Origin of the sequence: Paracholeplasma vituli (assembly GCF_025446935.1) — a bacterium.
GTDB lineage: Bacteria > Bacillota_I > Bacilli_A > Acholeplasmatales > UBA5453 > Paracholeplasma > Paracholeplasma vituli.
The window spans coordinates 1-19,562 of record NZ_JAOEGN010000018.1; the positions used below are offsets into that span (position 1 = coordinate 1).

The window sequence follows — 19,562 nt, forward strand, 5'->3', positions numbered from 1 at the left end:
ATAGTGTTTCTGTTTGTCTTCTAACATCTTATTCCATAAAAAGCGATTATGGCCTAAGGTCATATGAATCAAAGTCTTTTGAGATTCAGTGGGATAGATCCTAAACTTAAAGGCTTTATTCATCTGGTTCACCTTCGCTTTCAGTAGAATACAAAATCGTGTATAAGTACACCATTATTATAACATTATTTATAATGATTTGTAAATATAAAAATCAATTCATCCCACTACATAAAGAGGGTGTGGACTTCTTGATTGGGGTGTTAAGAAAAAGTCACAATAATAGAGTGGCTTTTTTCATAGAAAAAGAGGCTTACTCAGCCTCTTCGAATTTATTGAGTTCTTGTAAAAGCGTTTTAAGTGGTAATCCGACTATGGTGAAGAAGTCCCCGTTGTAGTGATCCACAAACTGTTCACCTAAACCTTGGATCGCATATGCACCTGCTTTATCCATGGGTTCACCAGTTTTAATATAATCATATATTTGAAGATCATTGTAATTCTTCATCCACACTTCCGACATTGTATAGAAACAAACTTCTTTATCTTTATTTAAGATACATACACCTGTATAAACTTCATGTTTATCATCCGAAAGTTGTTTTAACATCCGATATGCATCCGCTTCATCCTTAGGTTTACCATATACTTCACCATCTTTTACAACAATGGTATCTGCAGCAATGATAATATCTTCAGGGTATAAAGCTAAAACCGCATCGGCTTTTCGCTTAGCGATGATTTGAACAAACTTTTCAGGCTTTGTTTTTTCTGCTAAATACTCATCCACATCCGGAGATACTGACTTAAATGTGAGTCCTGCATCTTCTAATAATTTCTTTCTACGGGGTGAATTACTGGCTAATATATACATAACAACCCTCCAGTTAATTCATTATAGCACAAAATCGAAAACGACAAAGCCAATTTTTTTGAATCTACCTATGATATAATGATGAGTTGAAAAGAGGGTTAATATGCAAGCTAAACTCATAGAAAACTTAAAACCCTTTATGGATCATCCTTGGGTCATCTCTGTTTCAACAGGGGTTGATTCCATGGTTCTTTTAGACATGGCTTTAAAAATGAATCATCCTGTAATAGTTGCTCATTTCAATCACCAAAAACGCGACGCATCTGTAATAGAAGCTGCTTATTTAAAATCCTATTGTGAGAAAAAACATATCCCATTTGAATATATCGTTTTGCATATTGAAGGTAACAACTTTCAAGACGAGGCACACCACTTGCGTAAAATGCACTTAGAAAAGATAGCACACAAGTACAATACACCTTATATTCTCACTGCACACCACTCAAACGATTTGGCAGAAACCATTTTAATGAAACTCTCAAGGGGATCTAATCTCCTTGGTTATTCTGGCTTTCAAATGGTGAGCAAGCGTAATGAATTCATTTATCTTAAACCTTTATTGAATTTTTCTAAAGACATGTTGTACGATTACGCTAAAACCCACGAAGTTCATTTTTTTGAAGACGCTTCTAACCTAGAAAATCACTACACTAGAAATCGATATCGAAATTCAATTGTTCCTTTGTTGATGGATGAAAATCCGCAGTTCCTTGCGAAGATTAACCAATTCAGTAATCATCTCTATGAAGCCTTTTCCTATATCCGAAGTCAATCAAAAAGCTATTTGGTTAAGCATAAAAATGATATTCAAATTACAAGCTTCTTTTCAGAAGACATCGTTATTCAGAAAGATATTCTCGCTTGTATGATGGAATATCATTCGATTGATTTTAACCAGTTAAAAATTGAAAGTATTTTATCTTTTTTAAAGGATAGTGGACCGAATCAGACTTATCCTCTCAATGAACACTACATTTTAAAGCGTGTTTATCAAAAAGCGAGTATCACAAAAAAGTCCAAAACACATGCATTTCACCAAGAACTAGACTTGACTGCGTTTAACGTCCTAGAAACTATGGGCTTTGTCACATTTTTGGATAGACCTAGCAATTCATCTTTTTATGAAATAAAACTATGTTATAATAAATTAGCGTTACCTTTGGTAGCGAGGAGCCGTCTACCTGGAGATACTTTAGAGTTTCCATATGGCAGAAAAAAGCTTAAAGATTACTATATTGACCATAAAATTCCACTTGAAGTACGAAATCGGGACATCCTGATAGTGGATCAAACCGGACGAATTTTAAGTATTTTAGGTCGGTATTATAACGCATCTACTGATTTAGATAGCACCATTGTCTTACGTTATAAGAGGGGGTATTGACATGAGCATTTTGAATGATATTGAAAGAGTTTTGGTGAGTGAAACCGAAATCGAAGCCATTTGTCAAAGACTTGGCAAACAAATTACAGAAGACTACGCTGATAAAGAAAGACCTATTTTACTAGGCCTACTCAAAGGTTGTGTTCCATTTATGGCGGATTTATCCAAGCATATCCAACTTCCGATTGAAGTTGAATACATGGATGTATCCTCATATCATGGAAACATCACTTCCTCAGGCGATGTAAAAATCCGTAAGGACATGAATACTTCAGTCATGGGTAGAGATATTCTCATCGCTGAGGATATTGTCGATACTGGTAAAACATTAGATACCATTGTAAAGTTATTGACACACCGCGGGGCTCGTTCTGTTGAAGTCGTCACGTTATTGGACAAACCAGCTGGTCGTGTCATCCCATTCACACCGAAGTATGTCGGCACCGTCATTCCAAAAGAGTTCGTTGTAGGTTACGGTTTAGATTACAATGAATTGTATCGAAACATCCCATTTGTTGGGGTTCTAAAACCAGAAATATATAAGAAATAGTGAGGCACGCAGATGCAAGATCCTAAAAATCCAAAGAATATGAAAAAAGCCCCGATGAATTACGGGATTTACATTATCGCATTCATCGTACTGTTGGGTTCTTTCTTTTTCATCCAAAATTTATTCAAACCAGACGCACCAAAGTCCTTAACACCGTCAGAGTTCGTCACCAAGCTTGAAGCAGGGGAATTTGCTGGAATGACCATCAAATATAGTCCAATTGGTGGCGAAGATACAAATACTTACCGCGTAACCATCTTAGATGCAGAAGGCGCAGAGTATGTATTTGAAATGCTCATGCCAGCATTGAATGACGCATTAAATAAAATTGATCCAGCTGATAACATAAAACTTGACTATGTTGAAAAATCTACAGTTACCATTTGGGGTGTACTTGTAAACATCGTCATTCCAGTTGTATTAGTCATTGGTTTAATCATCATTTTATACCGCACCATGAGTGGTGGTGGTAACAACAAGGCTTTTGAATTCTCCAAGTCTCGTGCGAGATTATCCAGTTCTAAAGCAGTAACATTCAAAGATGTTGCAGGTTGTGACGAAGAAAAAACCGAATTGGTTGAAGTCATCGACTTCTTAAAGTTTCCTCGTAAATACAGAGAAATGGGTGCTCGTATTCCAAAGGGTATCCTATTAGTAGGTTCTCCAGGTACAGGTAAAACCTTACTTGCGAAAGCTGTTGCAGGTGAAGCCAGTGTGCCATTCTTCTCCATCTCTGGGTCTGACTTCGTAGAAATGTTCGTAGGGGTTGGGGCATCCCGTGTTCGTGATCTATTTAAAGTAGCGAAAGAAAATGCACCGTGTATCATCTTTATTGACGAAATCGACGCAGTCGGCCGTCAAAGAGGTGCTGGTATGGGTGGCGGTCACGATGAACGTGAACAAACCCTTAACCAATTATTAGTTGAAATGGATGGATTTAATCCAAATGCTGGAATCATCATCATGGCTGCAACCAACCGTCCTGACGTATTAGACCCTGCATTATTAAGACCAGGTCGTTTTGACCGTCAAATCACCATTAACTTACCAGACGTGGTCGGTAGAGAAGCGATTCTTAAAGTCCATGCTCGTAATAAGAAGATTTCTCCAGATGTTAAGTTTGAAGACATCTCTCACCGTATCCCTGGTTTCTCAGGTGCGGATATTGAAAACCTATTAAACGAAGCTGCATTACTCGCTGCGAGAGCCAATCGTAAGATGATTGAACTCACAGATATCGACGAAGCCGTCGACCGTGTACTCATGGGACCTGCGAAGAAATCTCGTAAAGTCACTGAAAAAGAACGTAAAATCATCTCTTACCATGAAGCAGGTCACGCCGTCATTGGTTTAAAACTAGAGAATGCGAATATTGTCCAAAAAGTCACCATCATTGCGAGAGGTCGCGCCGGTGGATACAACCTCATGTTACCTGAAGAGGAAGGTTACCTAGAAAGTAAGAAAGGCTTATTAGCTCGTATTACTGGGTTACTCGGTGGACGTGTTGCTGAAGAACTCATCTTTGGTGATGTTACCACTGGTGCTTACCAAGACTTCCAATCCGCAACCAAAATTGCCCGTGCAATGGTTACCGAATTTGGTATGAGTAACTTAGGTCCAATCCAATACGAATCTCAACAAGGCTCTGTCTTCTTAGGTAGAGATTACCTAAAAGAAAGAAACTTCTCGGACCAAGTCGCTTTAGAAATCGATAAAGAAGTTCGTGAAATCATTACTTCATGTTATGAACAAGCCAAACAAATCATCATCGAACACCGTACTTTACTCGATACCATCACCAACTACTTATTAGAAGTTGAAACCTTAAACAAACAAGATATCGATGAAATCGTGAAGACCGGTCGTCTTGGCTGGTGGGAAGATCGTAAACTTCAAAAAGCATCCGAACCTGAAGTTACTGAAAATCCACTAGACCAGAAGGATCAGAATCCTTTGGAAACTGGCCATGAGGCTTGATAAATATTTAAAAGTATCGCGCTTAATCAAGCGCCGTACGGTAGCGAAAGATGCCGCACTGGCAGACTTAATTTTAATAAATGATAAAGTCGCGAAACCTGCTTCTACTGTCAAACCTGGCGATATTTTAACCCTCCATTTCGGACTTAAAATATTGACAGTCAAGGTCACATCGATTGACATTCCGAAACCAAAATCCGAGGATGTCCTATTTGAACTCATCAGTGAAACCAAAAAGTCGTAACGTAGTTATGGCTTTTTTATTGGGTATCATGTATAATGAATATGCTATTTTTAGGAGGTAACCACATGGATTATACTGAATTAACCGAACAAGAACGTATAAGACGCGAGAAAATGGAAGAATTAAGAGCTAAGGGTGTTGATCCATTTGGTTCTAGATTTGACCGTACTACAACAACTCAAGCGATTAGAAATCAATATGAACAATACAGCCACGATGAACTCGAAAGCATGCATGTCGAAGTCATCATCGCAGGCCGTATCATCCGTAAGAGAGACCAAGGTAAAGCTGGTTTCCTACAACTCCAAGACAGAGATTCCAATATCCAAGTCTACGTAAGAAAAGACGCGATTGGTGATGAAGCATTCGAGCTATTCTTAAGCGCAGACTTAGGTGATATCGTCGGTATCAAGGGTTTGGTCTTTAGAACAAAGACCAATGAACTAACTGTTAAAGCAAGTGAATACACCCATTTAACCAAAGCTTTAAGACCACTACCAGACAAATTCCACGGACTTCAAGACGTTGAAGAAGCGAGACGTAGACGCTATGTTGACTTAATCGTTAATGAAGAATCCAGACGTATCGCGATGCTTCGTCCAAGAATCATCCGTGAAATCCAAAAGTACTTTGATGGTAAAGGCTTCATTGAAGTTGAAACCCCTGTACTACACCCAATTTTAGGGGGTGCCGCAGCACGTCCGTTCGTGACACACCATAATACTCTAGATATGCCATTCTACCTACGTATCGCAACTGAATTACCTTTAAAACGTTTAATCGTTGGGGGCTTAGAGGCGGTTTATGAAATCGGACGTCTATTCCGTAACGAAGGGATGGATGCGAAGCATAACCCTGAATTCACTACCATTGAAGCGTATTTAGCCTACTCCGACATGGAAGGTATGATGGATTTGGTTGAAGACGCTATGTCAACTGTGGTTTATAACATCTTAGGCCATTATGAAATCACTTATGGTGAAAAACAAATCAACATGGCACCAAAATGGGCAAGAGTTCATATGGTGGATGCGATTAAGCAAGTTACAGGCGTAGACTTCTTCCAAATTGAAGATCTTGAAACTGCAACTAAAGTGGCCAAAGAACACCATATAAAAGTGGAAAAGCACTATGGTGTAGGACACATCATCCAATCCTTCTTCGATGAATATGTAGAAGATACCATTACACAACCTACCTTCGTCTATGGACACCCAATTGAAGTGTCTCCACTAGCGAAGAAAAATGCAGCAAACCCTCGCTTCACTGACCGTTTTGAATTATTCATTGATGGTCGTGAATACGCGAATGCCTTCTCTGAACTAAACGACCCAGTCGACCAAAGAGGCCGTTTCGAAGACCAACTTAAAGAAAAAGAGTTGGGTAACGACGAAGCAACTGAAATGGATGTCGATTTCGTAGAAGCTTTAGAATATGGTATGCCACCCGCTGGTGGTCTTGGAATCGGGATTGACCGTTTCATTATGTTGATTTGCAATGTCAACAACATTAGAGACGTCATTTTGTTCCCACACATGAAACATAAACCTTAATCGGTATCGCTCCAAACCTCGGTTTGGGGCTTTTTTTATACCAAATAAAATAAAAACAGGCTTTCGCCTGTCGTTAATTATATGAGTCCTAATTCATCTGCGATATCAAAGAAGATATTGTTGATTGGATAGTAATCCATGGACAACTCTTTATAAATGCCTTCTGTGACATTATCTAATTTCTCGTGTAATTCTTTAGGTGCATCACCTTGTTTTTCAAGGATTGCGAGAATTTCATGTTCAATATCGATTAAGGATTGCATATGTTGTTCATTGGGTTCTTCAATCGCACCAATGAGTTCATTTTGGAAATCTAAGGTATCCATTAATAAAATCACCGTGTTTGCGTGTTGATTTAACAATTGGACATCACCGTTATAATCGTGTTCTAATAGCAGTTTGATATTTTCAAACGCATCAAATAAGTAATAGAAGCCCGTTTCAAAAATGTTACCTTCATCCGTAGATAGCTGCTTCTCTTCAATTTTTTTGTTATAAAGGAACTCTAGCACTTCAATGACGTACTTAAAACGTTCATAGATAGTAGAATTTAGACCCTTTAGCTCTTCGACCAAATCGCTTGACTCTAAAAGCCAATTCGCATAATCGTGATATAGTGCATCAATCATCATTCACACCTCCGACTTAATATAATTATACAAATAATTACCAACTTATCAATACTTTTACAAAATTAATATTTCGACGAGATAAAACACGTATTGCTTGTGTGATTTCTCACAAATCACTTTATTTCTAAAAGGCTTTGGTATTTGTTATCATAAAGATAATCAATAGAAAAGAGGGTTTACGCATGTTAAAAAACAAAGTGTATGACGCACGCTTTTTGACGCCACTAATGGTGGTCATATCATACGTTTGGATTCAATTATTTAAGCTTTCAGGTATCAATACCAACGCTGGTATGGTCTATCAGATGATTCTTGTGTTATATGTATTTTTCCTTACGTTTTATAAACCGATTAAACCTTCTCAAAAAGTCGCATTGATTTCAGGCATACTTTTTTGTCTTATCGGGGATATGGCTTTATCAAGCGCTTTCGAGACACCATCCGGCTATCGTTTACCAATTGGTATGGGATTATTCTTTATCGGTCATCTTAGTTTCATCATCGGTATTTTGTCCTTTAGAAAACCTAAGCTTAAGGACTTCCGAAAGCACTTTATCGTTGTCTTTTCTATCATTGTTGTGCTCTTCGTTCTTACAGTATTTAATTTCGATAAGATACTGTTATCGGTCCTCGCAATTGTATACGCAGTCGCTTTAAGCATTGGCTTAACAATTGGTCTATCGATGAAAGACAACCCGATTTATAAGTATCTCGCCGTTGGGTATGGTATATTCATCTTCTCTGATTGGTTAATCGCCATCAAAGCGATTAAGGGTTGGGATGTTCCTGAACTGATTGCTAGTCAAGGCGTTTGGTTCACATATATACTTGCGTTATCACTCATTTGTTATTCAGTGGTTCATCTAAATTCCAATAAGCGCTAAATGAAAACGACCTAGTCAGAGTGACTAGGTCGTTATGTTTAGGTTAATAATTAAGCTTTGTTGACAGAACCGAACATTGTTAGTTTTTCTCTAACAACAGTCTTGATAGCTTCAACACCTGGCGCTAAGAGTTTGCGTGGATCGAATCCTTTAGATTCTAAGTCCTTACCTGCTTCGATGTATTTGCGAGTTGCTTCAGCGAATGCAAGTTGTAATTCAGTATTAACGTTGATCTTAGTAACGCCTAAAGAGATGGCTTTTTTGATCATGTGTTCAGGAATACCTGTACCACCGTGTAATACTAGAGGCACTTTGTTGGTTACTCTTTGTACTTCTTGTAGAACGTCAAAGTCTAAACCTTTCCAGTTTGCAGGGTATTTACCATGAATGTTACCGATACCTGCTGCGAATAAATCAACGCCCAGTGACGCAATTAATGCACATTCTTTTGGATCAGCTAATTCACCAGCGCCGATAACGCCGTCTTCTTCACCGCCGATTGAACCGACTTCTGCTTCAACAGATACGCCTTTAGCGTGGCATGCTGCAACAATTTCTCTTGTCTTTTCAACGTTTTCAGCGATTGGATAGTGTGAACCGTCAAACATGATGGATGTGAAGCCCGCTTCTAATGCTTTATAAGCGCCTTCATAAGTACCATGGTCAAGGTGAACCGCAACCGGTACTGTAATGTTTAATGAAGCGACTAATTCTCTAACCATCGCCATCACTAAACGATATCCGCCCATATATTTAGCTGCACCTTCAGATACACCTAAAATGATTGGGGAGTTTAATTCTTGTGCAACTTGTAGTGTTGCCTTTGTCCATTCAAGGTTGTTGATATTGATTTGAGCGACGCCATAACCATTATCTCTAGCCTTAATTAACATTTCTTTTGCAGAAACTAATGCCATTTTTATGTCCTCCTAGATATATGTAATGTCCATTGTTTATTATACGCTTAATTACGTTATTTTACAAATAACTAATGCGTGAAAACGATAATCATTTTTGTTTTTTATTCATAATTGCTGCCTCAATAAATCCTTTGAAAATCGGATGAGGGCGTAGTGGTCTGGATAAGAACTCTGGATGGAACTGACAAGCAATGAAAAATGGATGTTCCGGAAGCTCAATCATCTCAACTAAGTTGAGCTTTGGGTTAATGCCTGAGAATACCATACCATACGATTCAAAGGCTTCGCGATAAGCATTATTGAACTCGTAACGATGACGGTGTCTTTCTTCAATCATTTCTTTACCATATAAGCGATACGCTAAGGTATCTTTCTTAATTCCACAATCATAGAGTCCTAATCTTTGAGTGCCACCTAAATCTTTAGATAAATCTTGACTTGACATCAAATCGATAATTGGATATTTTGTATTCGGGTCAATTTCAGTGGTGGTAGCTAATCCAATCCCCATCACATTTCTCGCAAACTCAATCGAGGCGAGCTGTAGTCCATAACAGATTCCAAAGAATGGGACGTTGTTTGTTCTTGCGTAGGTGATCGCCGCCATTTTACCTTCAGTTGCGCGTTCGCCGAATCCACCAGGAACCAAAATACCGTCCGCACCAGAAAGTACGTCTTTGACATTATCAGAATTGATTTTTTCAGCGTTTAAATATTTTATTTGAATATTTTTTCCAAAGTGATAGCCTGCATGCTTTAAGGATTCAGATACCGATAGGTAAGCATCGTGTAAACTTACATACTTTCCAACTAAAGCGATATTGATGGTATCTTTGGCGTTTTCAATACGCTTGATGAGGTCTTGCCACGGTGTTAAGTCGGCTTCTTGTTTGGGTTCCAATTCAAAGTGCTCTAAGATGTAATCATCAATCTTTTGAGCTTTTAGATTTGGAATGGTTTTGTATAAAACATCAACGTCAACCGATTCAAAAACATGTGTAGCCTCGACGTCACAAAATAATGCGATCTTTTCTTTTGTGGATTTCGCAACCGGCACTTCACTTCTTAAAACAATCATATCTGGCGAGATTCCTAAGGAACGAAGTTCTTTAACCGAGTGTTGAGTCGGTTTGGTTTTGATTTCATTGGCTGCTCTTAAGTATGGCAATAAGGTGGTGTGAATGTAAAGCGTGTTTTTGTGGCCAAAATCACGTCTTGCTTGTCTAATGGCTTCCAAAAAAGGGAGTGATTCAATATCCCCAACGGTACCACCAATTTCTGTAATCACTACATCGGCTTTAGACGATGCAGCAACTCTCTTTAAACGATCTTTGATTTCGTTTGTAATGTGCGGAATGACTTGAATAGTCGCTCCTAAATAAGCGCCTTTACGTTCTTTATCAATTACAGTTTGATAGATTTTTCCAGTCGTAACTGAAGAATCCTTCGAAAGGTTCTCATCGATGAAACGTTCATAGTGACCCAAATCGAGGTCTGTTTCACAACCGTCATCCGTTACGAACACTTCACCGTGCTGATACGGAGACAGTGTCCCTGGGTCTACGTTGATATATGGATCGAACTTTTGCATAAATACTTTCAATCCCCGACTCTTTAAAAGCTGGCCAACAGTTGAGGCCATAATCCCTTTACCAAGCGATGAAACGACACCGCCAGTTACGAAAATAAACTTTGTTTTCATCTTTCCACCTCAAAAATTTTAAAAATAAAAAGGTCTCCCTTTACAGGAGACCTTATATGAGTTGCCCTTTTTAATTATATCAAATAAGAATCGATGAATCAACGGGATTCTTACTTGTCGTACATGTCTTCGTAGTCATCCATGATTTCATTATAATCGTCATCATCAAAGTCTACGTCGTCTTCTTCCTCAATAATCAAGTCGTCGTCTTCTTCAAGTAAGAGATTGTCTTCTTCCTCATCAGGTAAGATACCGTCTTCTTCATCTTCATCTTCTTCGTCTTCTTCATCTTTGAGTTCAAGATCATCTTCTTCAGGAATATAGTAGTCATCAACCGTTAATGTGTCGTCTTCTTCTTCCTCAACCACTTCATCAGCAGTATTGAAATAAGAACCATCTTTATCCCAAAGTTCTAAGTTATTTTCTTTTAAATCCCATTCATCATTGCCACAAAATACGAATTTTGCAGACAAGGTCATGTCGATATAAAGTTGTGTTAATTTTTCAGTGTCTTCTTTAGAGACGTCCTTTAAAGTTGCTACTGTTTCTAATAAATCGTAGATATTCTTTTTGCCTTCAGAACGTAAAATTTCTTCTGCAATTTCAACCATGGATTTGTTTACATACGTTTGTTTAGCCATAGTTTCCTCCTAAAATACTATATTATTGTATACGATGTGCTATGTTTTTGCAAGACTTTTATTTGAATAATCGAAATTGAACGCTTTTCTCAGTTGTGATCCCTTCGATATGATGGCGATACGTAATATCAATCAAATCGGGTTGTACAATCAACGATTTCGTTTCGACAATAGACTTAAATAGAATCCCTTGTTGACGATAATATCCCATCGTAGTTTGATTAAGGATATACGACTCTTGAAAAGTGACTTCGCCAGTACGTCTTATTAAAACCTCGTTTAATTTGAAATAAACGGTCACGAGGCTATCACTGGTTGGATCCTGATATGTAATTTTACCGGGTTCAAAAGTGGATTCCACTTGATATGTTTCGGTTTGCTGGTCAGTTGTAATGCTTATAATCATGACATCAATATTCTAGCTAGCACCAAGATGGCTAAAATAACGACCACAAAGATGAGGAGTTTCATCATTTTCTTCGCGATTGCGAATATACCAAAGATGAAGACTACAGCCAATCCAAGGGTACCTAAGATTTTAATCCATTCCGGTAGTGGCATAATGATATCATTGTAGAAGTTTAAGGCGAGCTGGTCAAAGTTCACCAATTCTTCTAACATACCATCTAAGTCACCAAAGATGCCCATTAAGAAAGCCCAAATTTGATCCAATATTTCCATATAGAGGTTCTCCTTATTCGTACTTTTGTCTATTGTTGAGGGCAAGTTCGAGCGTGTGGTCATCCGCAAAGCTCAAATCTGCACCTACAGGGATACCGTAAGCGATTCGTGACACTTTAATGCCTTTATGCTTTAGCAGTTCTTTTAAATACTGAGCAGTCAACTCACCTTCAACGGTTCCTGCTAAGGATAAAATAATTTCATCTACATCGTTTAGTCTTTGGAATAACGATTCAATATTAAGGTCTTCTGGACCTATGCCTCTTGAAAAATCAATAGCGCCACCTAATACATGATAGAGACCATGGTAAATAGGCGTCCTTTCTAGGACAAACACATCTTTGTCATCTGAGACAACCATGATGGTGTTTTTATCGCGGTTAGGATCTTCACAAATCGGACAGTGGTGTTCCATAAGCGTACCACAAATCGGACAATGTGTGATGTTTTCTTTGGCTTCATTTAAATGCTCACTGAATGACGAGACTTGTTCTTTATCCAATGTAGATATGGTAAACAAGGCTAACCGTTCAGCTGTTTTCTTTCCAATGCCAGGAAATTTTTTAAAATCTTCGACAAGTTTTAAAAAACTTTCAGGGTATTTCATTAGAACCCGCCAAACCCCATACCTGCAGTAAACTTGCTCATTTCTTGGTTGGTAGTTTTATCCACAACCTCAACTGCGTTATTGAGTGCTGCTAAAATGGCATCTTGTAACATTTCAACATCTTCAAGTAATTCTTCAGAAATCTTAATGTCAACAACTTGGTGTGAACCCAACATTACGACACGAACACCACTCGCTGTGCCAGTGAATTCGGTCATTTGTAATCTTTCTTGGGTTTCTTGCATCTCTTTTTGTAATTTTTGTAATTTTTTAATCATGCCTGCATTCATATTTTTTACTCCTTTATCATGACTTTGTCTTTACCGAAGAAATCAATTGCAAGGGATACGGATCCGGGTTGCCAGGACTCTTCGTTTTCTTCATATAATCCCAAATCCATTGCTGGAAGTGTTGGCTTTTTGTTACCTTCACGCCATTGTTTGGCGAAACTGGACGATAACACTTGCCAGGACGCTTCATCGATACAGATGAAATCTTCAATCAATTTGGTTTTTGCATTGAGAATTTCAAAAATCAACTTTTTGGTATTGGGTTTTAACATCATTTGACAGTTGATTCGGTCTGGATAAACCAATAGCAACTCTTTTTCACTGGCTGCAACCAGCTTACCTTCGTGAAGCAGAGTAGCTGCAGCTTGTAGTTTTGCATCTCTTATTTGAGGTAGACGATCCCAACCTTTTAACAACAATTCTTTCTTTTGAATGTTGCCGTTTTGTAAGAGACGTTCGACATCCTCTACTGTAACGAGTGGTTTTTTATGTTCACTTGATTTAGGCACTTCCACTTCTTTAGATGGAATACCGTCTTCGGTAGGAATACGTTTTACTTCACGTGGGGTTGTTTTCAGTTTAGATATATCAAATTCAAGTCCCTTAATACGGTCTTGAAGCATTTTAACTTGTTCTTGAAAATCGATACGGTCAATGTTTTGATGGTCAATCATCTTAACAATGGCTAATTCGAGATATGCGCGTTTTTGATTGCTCCACTTAATATCATTTTGAGTCCCGTTCAATACATCTAGATAAAAATAAATTCGATCATTTGAGTACTGTTTGGATAACGCTTCAACGTACTTTGTGGGTCTTACGGCATCAAACACAACATTTTTCTCAATCAATAAATCACGGAGTGTTGCAATCATATCCGAGACAATCTTGTTCACTTCTTTACCGTCTTCAATCATATCGTTTAGAAGTGAGAATGCCTCAGTTGTTTTTTTATGGTAAATCAAATCTAAGAGTTGAATTAGGTTCGACTTCGATACACTCCCAGATACCGCATATATATCTTCTACAGTAACCGTTTCATCTGAAAATGAAATGGCTTGATCGAGTAAGCTTAAGGCGTCACGAAGACCCCCTTCAGCGTATCTAGCAATTTCACGAATTGCGTCATCTGTAATTTGAATATTTTCCATGTCACGGATATCTTTAAGTTTCTTCTCAATATCTGTTGGTGAAATCCCTCTAAAATCAAATCGTTGGCATCTCGATAGAATCGTTGATGGAATCTTATTGGGTTCTGTGGTTGCGAGAATGAAAATAACGTGTTTTGGTGGTTCTTCTAAGGTTTTTAAAAGGGCGTTAAATGCACCTTGAGATAACATGTGAACTTCATCGATGATGTAGACTTTATACTTGGCCATACTTGGTAAGTATTTAACCTTTTCTCTAAGGTCTCTAATTTCGTCCACACCGTTGTTGCTTGCGGCGTCGATTTCAACGACGTCTCCAATTGTATTCGATTGGATTGCTTTACAAGTCGGACACTGTCCACAGGCATCTTTTGTTGGACCATTTTCACAGTTGACTGCTTTAGCCAAAATTTTAGCGATACTTGTTTTACCAGTACCGCGGGGTCCACTGAATAAATAGGCGTGTGCAATTTTATCATGTAAGAGCGCATTTTGTAAGGTCTTAACTATGACTTCTTGGCCGGCTACTTCTTTAAACGTTTTCGGTCGATAAGTTCTATATAAAGCTTGATAGGACATAGTGCACACTCCTTTGCTTTTGTATTATATCATATATGATATGAATTGTTACTTGCCTAAACAAAATTTAGAGAATAATTCGCTGATTAAATCTTCAGGATGATAATCTCCTGTAATTTCACCTAAAGTCTGCCAAGCTCTCTTCAAATCAATCTCGGTCATATCAATTGGCATATCAATCGCGATGGCGTTTAAAACGTCATTTAGAGATTGAATCGTTTCTTTAATTTTACCAATATGACGCATGTTTGAGATCACGTTAAAGTCTTTTTCTTGGATATCATCCATACCCAATACTTTAACGATTTCTTTTTCAAGGTCAGACAAACCTTCTTTGGTTAATGTTGATAATTTTAACATATGGATATCTAGATCGATTGCCTTTTGAAGGTCATTTTTGTTACCCACGATGATGCGTTTCTTCGTTTGTGTAGCTTCTAATAATTCAATGTCTTCAGAAGATATTTTTCTACTCTGATCTAAAACTAAAATGACCAGTTCCGCTTCTTCAATCGCTTTTTTAGAACGGGTCACACCGATTTTTTCAACCAAATCGGTGGTTTCACGTATCCCTGCAGTATCTATAAGATTTAACGTAATATTTCCTATGTTGATTGAAGCTTCAATGGTATCTCTTGTTGTTCCTGCAATATCTGTAACAATGGCGCGTTCTTCTTTTAATAGTGCATTTAGTAGTGAGCTTTTTCCTACATTGGGTTTACCAACGATAGCTGTTTTAACGCCTTCTCGAATAATCTTACCTTTATTAGAATCATCGAGCAATTGGATTAACTTTTCACGGATTTTGATGACCTCGGGTTTGATGAGGTCATTACCCATTGTCGTAGCGTCATCGTACTCAGGATAATCTATATTTACTTCAATTTGAGCAACGATGTTTAAAAGTTCATCTCTGAGGTTTTGAATACCTGTTTTAATATCGCCTCGAAGACCGGATAATGCCAATTTAATCGCGTTTTCGTTTTTTGCGTGAATAAGATCCATGATGGCTTCTGCTTGAGTCAAATCGATACGTCCGTTGACATAAGCACGTTTAGAAAACTCACCTGGTTCAGCAAGTTTAATCCCCGTTTCAAGGACTATTTCTAGCACTTTTTGAGTCACTAAAATTCCCCCGTGACAGGATATTTCAACAGTGTCTTCAGCAGTAAATGTTTTCGGTGCACGCATCACCGAAACCATGACTTCATCAATGACTATTCCTTTGTTATCAACGATATGCCCGTAAGCTATCGTGTGGCTTTTCATTTTGTTTAAATTTTTACCTTTAAAGACTTGGCTGGTTAGTGAAATAGCATCACTTCCAGAGACTCTAATAACGGCAATCCCTGCTGTCCCATATGGGGTGGATATCGCTGCGATTGTATCGTAAATCATAACATCACGTCCTCGTCCTCATTATACTCGAAAAAGAAGAAAAAAACGCAGGATTGCGTCTTTATTCTTTAAGCGTGACGGCGTTTGTCGTCGTCTTCAATATCAATTTCACTTTCTAAGAAATCATGATGAACGTGTGGAATAAATGGATTAATCCCACGTTTGATATCTCTTAGATAAATGAACAATACTAGGAATGTTCCAAAAATGGAAGCTGTAATTAAGTACCCTGACCCTGCAACTAATCCCATAATGGCAGTTGCCCAGATGGTAGCTGCCGTGGTTAATCCGATGATGGTTTTCCACCTTTCATGATGACACCAGCACCGATGAAACCAACACCTGGTAAGACTTGAGCAATCAATCTTTGGTTATCTGCAGAGGAGTCTGCACCTTGTGCTTGGTACATGAATAGTTGCACAATCCCAATCGTTGCGGTTGCCATCCCGATTAGAATATGCGCAGAGATTCCGGCTGATTTACCGATGTTTTGTCTCTCTAACCCAATTAGGAAGCTAAATACCAGTGAAATCAACAATGGTACGACAACCATCATGAAAAATTCACCGCTTCGATAGATTTCTAATTCTAGTTCAAATGGATTCATTTCTTCTTGTTCCTTTCGTCATAAATTGTATTAAAATCATATTTTTCTTCTTCGTATTGGTAACCAAGTACAGCATTTAAATTCACATTTTCTGCCGCTTTGAAGATGGATATATCGACTTCTGGGTGAATCTTACGCATTTCTGCAATCATATTCTTGATTTCTCTTCTTTTTGAAGAAGTTTTACTTGCTACCACAGTACAGCCACAGTTCATCGATTGAATACCGTTCGTTTTGGTAAAGCGAATGATATCCGACTCTTTGATGTAAAAGAGTGGACGGATAAGTTCGATGTCCTCAAAGTTATCTGCTGAGATCTTCGGTACCATCGTTTTAAATTGACCTCCATATAATACATTTAACATGGTGGTTTCAATAACATCATCAAAGTGGTGACCTAATGCTAGTTTATTACAACCCAATTCTTGGGCTGCGTTGTATAAGAACCCCCGACGCATTCTCGCACACATGTAGCAAGGATTGTCAGAGGCAATTTTACCTGCAACAGCGAATACGTTGGATTTTTTTATTACAAGTGGAATATTTAAATACTTACAGTTTGACTCTAATAATGCTAAGTTGATTGGAGCGAACCCTGGGTCCATCGCTAGATAAACCACATCGAACTTAACATCCGAGTGTTTATGTAACTCTTGGAATAGTTTCGCCATCAATAAAGAGTCTTTACCACCTGAGATACCAACTGCGACTTTATCACCTTCTTCGACTAACTTGTAGTCTTTGATGGCTTTGATGAACTTAGCCCAAATTTCTTTGCGGTAAGACTTAATCAAGCTACGTTCAATTTGTTCTAGTGATTGTAATGGTTCTGTGACGACAATGCGTTCACATACCTCTCTAATTTCCATAAGATACCTACTTCTTTAAGTCGTTAATGTATTCATTCGTTCTTGAAATGAATCGGTCTAAGTCTGCCCATGAATCGATTTTGCAACCGGATGCTTTCGCATGTCCACCGCCATTAAATTCATTTGCAAGAGGTGCAATCACAGGACCGTTAGAGCGCAATCTAATGCGAATTTCCGAACCTGGGTATTCTAAGATAATCGCCCATACTGGGTAACCTTCGATACCACCAATCACGGAAACCATCGAAGCGGCTTGTTCATCTGTAACACCAAAGGATTCAATGGTTTTACGGTCTAATGTCACATAGATAAATCCTGCATCAGTCATCTTAAAATTCGATAACACATAGCCTTTAAGACGAATCATATTGAGGGTTTCAATGGAGAGTTTGCTGTCGACAAATTCGACATCGACACCATATTCTAATAACATACCTGCGATTTCGTGGGTTTGTTTAGATACCCCTCTAAAGCGGAATCTGCCGGTATCTGTTAAGATCCCTACATACATGGCTAATGCGCCTTCGTACCCTAACTTTAATTCCTTTTTATAGGTCTTATAAAAATGAGCAATCATTTGAGCACAGGATGGGTAATTGGTATCAACCCATTTGTATTTACCATAATCATTCACAGGAATGTGGTGGTCAATCTTGATGATTTCTTTACCTAAACTGTAGCGCTTATCCGAAATACGTTCTTCGGTTGCGGTATCCACTACAATCGATAAAGCCCCTTCATATAAGCTGTCTTCGATGATATCTGGTGTGCCTACAAAACTGACGAAATCTGAGGTTTCACCAACCACATAGACTTCTTTTTCTGGAAATGAGTTTTGAATAATGCTTTTCAATCCGAACTGAGCACCATAACAGTCGCCATCAGGTCTTTGATGACCATGGATGATGATGCGGTTATATTCCTTAATTTTCTTAATAATAATTGGGTTAATCATATTAGTTACTCTCCTTTAATAGTTGTTTAAAATCTTGGATGACTTGATCGACTTCATCCCAAGTCTTAAGAACTGCACCACAAGCTTGTTCGTGTCCACCGCCACCGTACTTTTTAGCAATATCGACAATCTTAAGACCTCTGGCTCTAAATTCACCTAAAATGGCATTTTTCTCTTTATCAAACGTGAAGTTAAGCCAAATCTTGATGTCTTCAATACCCGCTGCGAGATTAATCATACCTCTCGAAACTGTGAAGACATCCACATTAAACTTTTCAAAAACGTCTTGATCATTTTTTAAATAAGCAACGCCATCTTCAAACACAAAGCGACTTGCGAAATAGTTCTTCATCTGTTTAGATTCTAGTGTTTCCACATATAAGAAATCATAGAGTTCAGTGGTTTTAGCACCATGAGCTGTTAACATTGAAGCGATTAAGAATACGCGTTCTGGTTTATGCATCCATTGGAAACGACCTGTGTCGGTTACGATTCCAGCATATAGGAACGAAGCCGCACGTTTATTAATAATCAATTCTAGTTCAAGTGCCCAATCAGTAATAAGTTCTGCACAAGCACTAAATGTTGAGTCCGATAATACCAATGAAACATTCTCGATGTCACAATCGTTTTTATGATGGTCGATGACGATGACTTCTTTAGCAAGTTTATATCTTTCATCCGAAACCATGTGTTTCACTGCCACATCGAGGATGAAAACAAGGGCGTTTTGATAGGTTTCATCTAGGATATTTTGCATATCTTTATCCATGTCAAAACGGTTTTGGTCTCCCACAACGTAAACTGCTTTTTCAGGGAAGTTTTCCTTAATGATTTCCATTAAACCAACCTGCGATCCAATCGCATCAAAATCCGGTTTGGAGTGTCTATGAATGATGATGGTTTCGTAAGCCATCACTTTGTCTAAAATGTCTTTATACATAAGGTTTTTGAGTCCTTTCTAGGGTCAAACAGCCATTTTATGCCTTCGGGGCCTTATATTAGTATACCACTAAATCGAATGATAATAAAGCGTAATATCGTGTGCATGTGCGGACACACGCATG

21 protein-coding genes and 1 pseudogene are annotated in these 19,562 nt (G+C 38.2%); 6 read left to right on the forward strand and 16 right to left on the reverse strand.

The features are described from left to right. The coding region (locus tag N7603_RS09120) for a helix-turn-helix domain-containing protein (protein ID WP_373425381.1) at nucleotides 1–123 on the reverse strand (123 nt) is incomplete at its 3' end. A gap of 190 nt (nucleotides 124–313) precedes the next feature. Beyond that, the gene (locus N7603_RS07985; RefSeq protein ID WP_262096910.1) at nucleotides 314–874 is read right to left on the reverse strand and encodes a Maf family protein; all 561 of its coding nucleotides are present in this window, start codon (nucleotides 872–874) and stop codon (nucleotides 314–316) included. A 103-nt stretch (nucleotides 875–977) separates the two neighbouring features. Here N7603_RS07985 and tilS point away from each other — a divergent pair, with 103 nt between their 5' ends. From tilS to lysS, 5 genes are all read left to right on the forward strand, one after another. After that, a complete protein-coding gene (tilS, locus tag N7603_RS07990) occupies nucleotides 978–2,258 on the forward strand; it encodes a tRNA lysidine(34) synthetase TilS (protein WP_262096911.1) in 1,281 nt (426 codons plus the stop codon). 7 nt (nucleotides 2,259–2,265) lie between these two features. Continuing rightward, complete coding sequence (gene hpt, locus N7603_RS07995; protein WP_373425397.1) at nucleotides 2,266–2,808, forward strand: hypoxanthine phosphoribosyltransferase; 543 nt, start codon at nucleotides 2,266–2,268, stop codon at nucleotides 2,806–2,808. Between the two features lie 39 nt (nucleotides 2,809–2,847). Next, a complete protein-coding gene (gene ftsH, locus N7603_RS08000; RefSeq protein WP_262096913.1) occupies nucleotides 2,848–4,785 on the forward strand; it encodes an ATP-dependent zinc metalloprotease FtsH in 1,938 nt (645 codons plus the stop codon). Continuing rightward, nucleotides 4,775–5,029: an RNA-binding S4 domain-containing protein gene (locus N7603_RS08005; protein ID WP_262096914.1), complete on the forward strand. Its 255-nt coding sequence runs from the start codon at nucleotides 4,775–4,777 to the stop codon at nucleotides 5,027–5,029. Before ftsH ends, N7603_RS08005 begins: the two co-directional genes overlap by 11 nt. Before the next feature lie 65 nt (nucleotides 5,030–5,094). Next, nucleotides 5,095–6,582, forward strand: a complete 1,488-nt coding sequence (gene lysS / locus N7603_RS08010; protein ID WP_262096915.1) for a lysine--tRNA ligase — start codon at nucleotides 5,095–5,097, stop codon at nucleotides 6,580–6,582. A gap of 77 nt (nucleotides 6,583–6,659) precedes the next feature. Here lysS and N7603_RS08015 read toward each other — a convergent pair whose 3' ends face one another. Beyond that, entirely contained in the window at nucleotides 6,660–7,211 is a 552-nt protein-coding gene (locus N7603_RS08015; RefSeq protein ID WP_262096916.1) for a hypothetical protein, read from the reverse strand. Between the two features lie 185 nt (nucleotides 7,212–7,396). On the opposite strand from N7603_RS08015, the gene N7603_RS08020 reads away from it, so the two are divergent. Beyond that, nucleotides 7,397–8,098: a lysoplasmalogenase family protein gene (locus N7603_RS08020; RefSeq protein ID WP_262096917.1), complete on the forward strand. Its 702-nt coding sequence runs from the start codon at nucleotides 7,397–7,399 to the stop codon at nucleotides 8,096–8,098. Between the two features lie 50 nt (nucleotides 8,099–8,148). On the opposite strand, the gene fba is transcribed toward N7603_RS08020, so the two are convergent. The 13 genes and pseudogenes from fba to N7603_RS08085 all read right to left on the reverse strand — a co-directional run bounded on the left by fba (nucleotide 8,149) and on the right by N7603_RS08085 (nucleotide 19,438). Further along, nucleotides 8,149–9,015 (reverse strand): class II fructose-1,6-bisphosphate aldolase, encoded by an 867-nt coding sequence (fba, locus tag N7603_RS08025; protein WP_262096918.1) that lies wholly within the window; start codon nucleotides 9,013–9,015, stop codon nucleotides 8,149–8,151. 91 nt (nucleotides 9,016–9,106) lie between these two features. Next, entirely contained in the window at nucleotides 9,107–10,720 is a 1,614-nt protein-coding gene (gene pyrG / locus N7603_RS08030) for a CTP synthase (RefSeq protein WP_262096919.1), read from the reverse strand. A 110-nt stretch (nucleotides 10,721–10,830) separates the two neighbouring features. Then, nucleotides 10,831–11,361, reverse strand: a complete 531-nt coding sequence (gene rpoE / locus N7603_RS08035) for a DNA-directed RNA polymerase subunit delta (RefSeq protein ID WP_262096920.1) — start codon at nucleotides 11,359–11,361, stop codon at nucleotides 10,831–10,833. A 58-nt stretch (nucleotides 11,362–11,419) separates the two neighbouring features. Further along, the gene (locus N7603_RS08040) at nucleotides 11,420–11,767 is read right to left on the reverse strand and encodes a hypothetical protein (protein ID WP_262096921.1); all 348 of its coding nucleotides are present in this window, start codon (nucleotides 11,765–11,767) and stop codon (nucleotides 11,420–11,422) included. Continuing rightward, on the reverse strand, nucleotides 11,764–12,042 hold the full coding sequence (locus tag N7603_RS08045) for a hypothetical protein (RefSeq protein WP_262096922.1): 279 nt from the start codon (nucleotides 12,040–12,042) through the stop codon (nucleotides 11,764–11,766). The genes N7603_RS08040 and N7603_RS08045 overlap by 4 nt, the downstream gene beginning before the upstream one ends. 13 nt (nucleotides 12,043–12,055) lie before the next feature. Beyond that, the gene (gene recR / locus N7603_RS08050) at nucleotides 12,056–12,649 is read right to left on the reverse strand and encodes a recombination mediator RecR (RefSeq protein WP_262096923.1); all 594 of its coding nucleotides are present in this window, start codon (nucleotides 12,647–12,649) and stop codon (nucleotides 12,056–12,058) included. Continuing rightward, nucleotides 12,649–12,939 carry a YbaB/EbfC family nucleoid-associated protein gene (locus N7603_RS08055; RefSeq protein ID WP_262096924.1) on the reverse strand — a complete coding sequence of 97 codons (291 nt, stop codon included), beginning with the start codon at nucleotides 12,937–12,939 and terminating at the stop codon, nucleotides 12,649–12,651. The genes recR and N7603_RS08055 overlap by 1 nt, the downstream gene beginning before the upstream one ends. A gap of 5 nt (nucleotides 12,940–12,944) precedes the next feature. Then, nucleotides 12,945–14,666, reverse strand: coding sequence for a DNA polymerase III subunit gamma/tau (gene dnaX, locus N7603_RS08060; protein WP_262096925.1), 1,722 nt, complete (start codon nucleotides 14,664–14,666; stop codon nucleotides 12,945–12,947). A 48-nt stretch (nucleotides 14,667–14,714) separates the two neighbouring features. Continuing rightward, nucleotides 14,715–16,064 carry a tRNA uridine-5-carboxymethylaminomethyl(34) synthesis GTPase MnmE gene (gene mnmE / locus N7603_RS08065; protein ID WP_262096926.1) on the reverse strand — a complete coding sequence of 450 codons (1,350 nt, stop codon included), beginning with the start codon at nucleotides 16,062–16,064 and terminating at the stop codon, nucleotides 14,715–14,717. A 68-nt stretch (nucleotides 16,065–16,132) separates the two neighbouring features. Further along, a pseudogene (locus tag N7603_RS08070) lies at nucleotides 16,133–16,671 on the reverse strand (MgtC/SapB family protein). Beyond that, nucleotides 16,668–17,540: a tRNA lysidine(34) synthetase gene (locus N7603_RS08075; protein ID WP_262096927.1), complete on the reverse strand. Its 873-nt coding sequence runs from the start codon at nucleotides 17,538–17,540 to the stop codon at nucleotides 16,668–16,670. The pseudogene N7603_RS08070 and the gene N7603_RS08075 overlap by 4 nt, the downstream one beginning before the upstream one ends. A gap of 7 nt (nucleotides 17,541–17,547) precedes the next feature. Beyond that, on the reverse strand, nucleotides 17,548–18,495 hold the full coding sequence (locus tag N7603_RS08080; protein WP_262096928.1) for a DHH family phosphoesterase: 948 nt from the start codon (nucleotides 18,493–18,495) through the stop codon (nucleotides 17,548–17,550). 1 nt (nucleotide 18,496) lies between these two features. Further along, nucleotides 18,497–19,438, reverse strand: a complete 942-nt coding sequence (locus N7603_RS08085; RefSeq protein WP_262096929.1) for a DHH family phosphoesterase — start codon at nucleotides 19,436–19,438, stop codon at nucleotides 18,497–18,499. Nucleotides 19,439–19,562 lie beyond the last annotated feature (124 nt).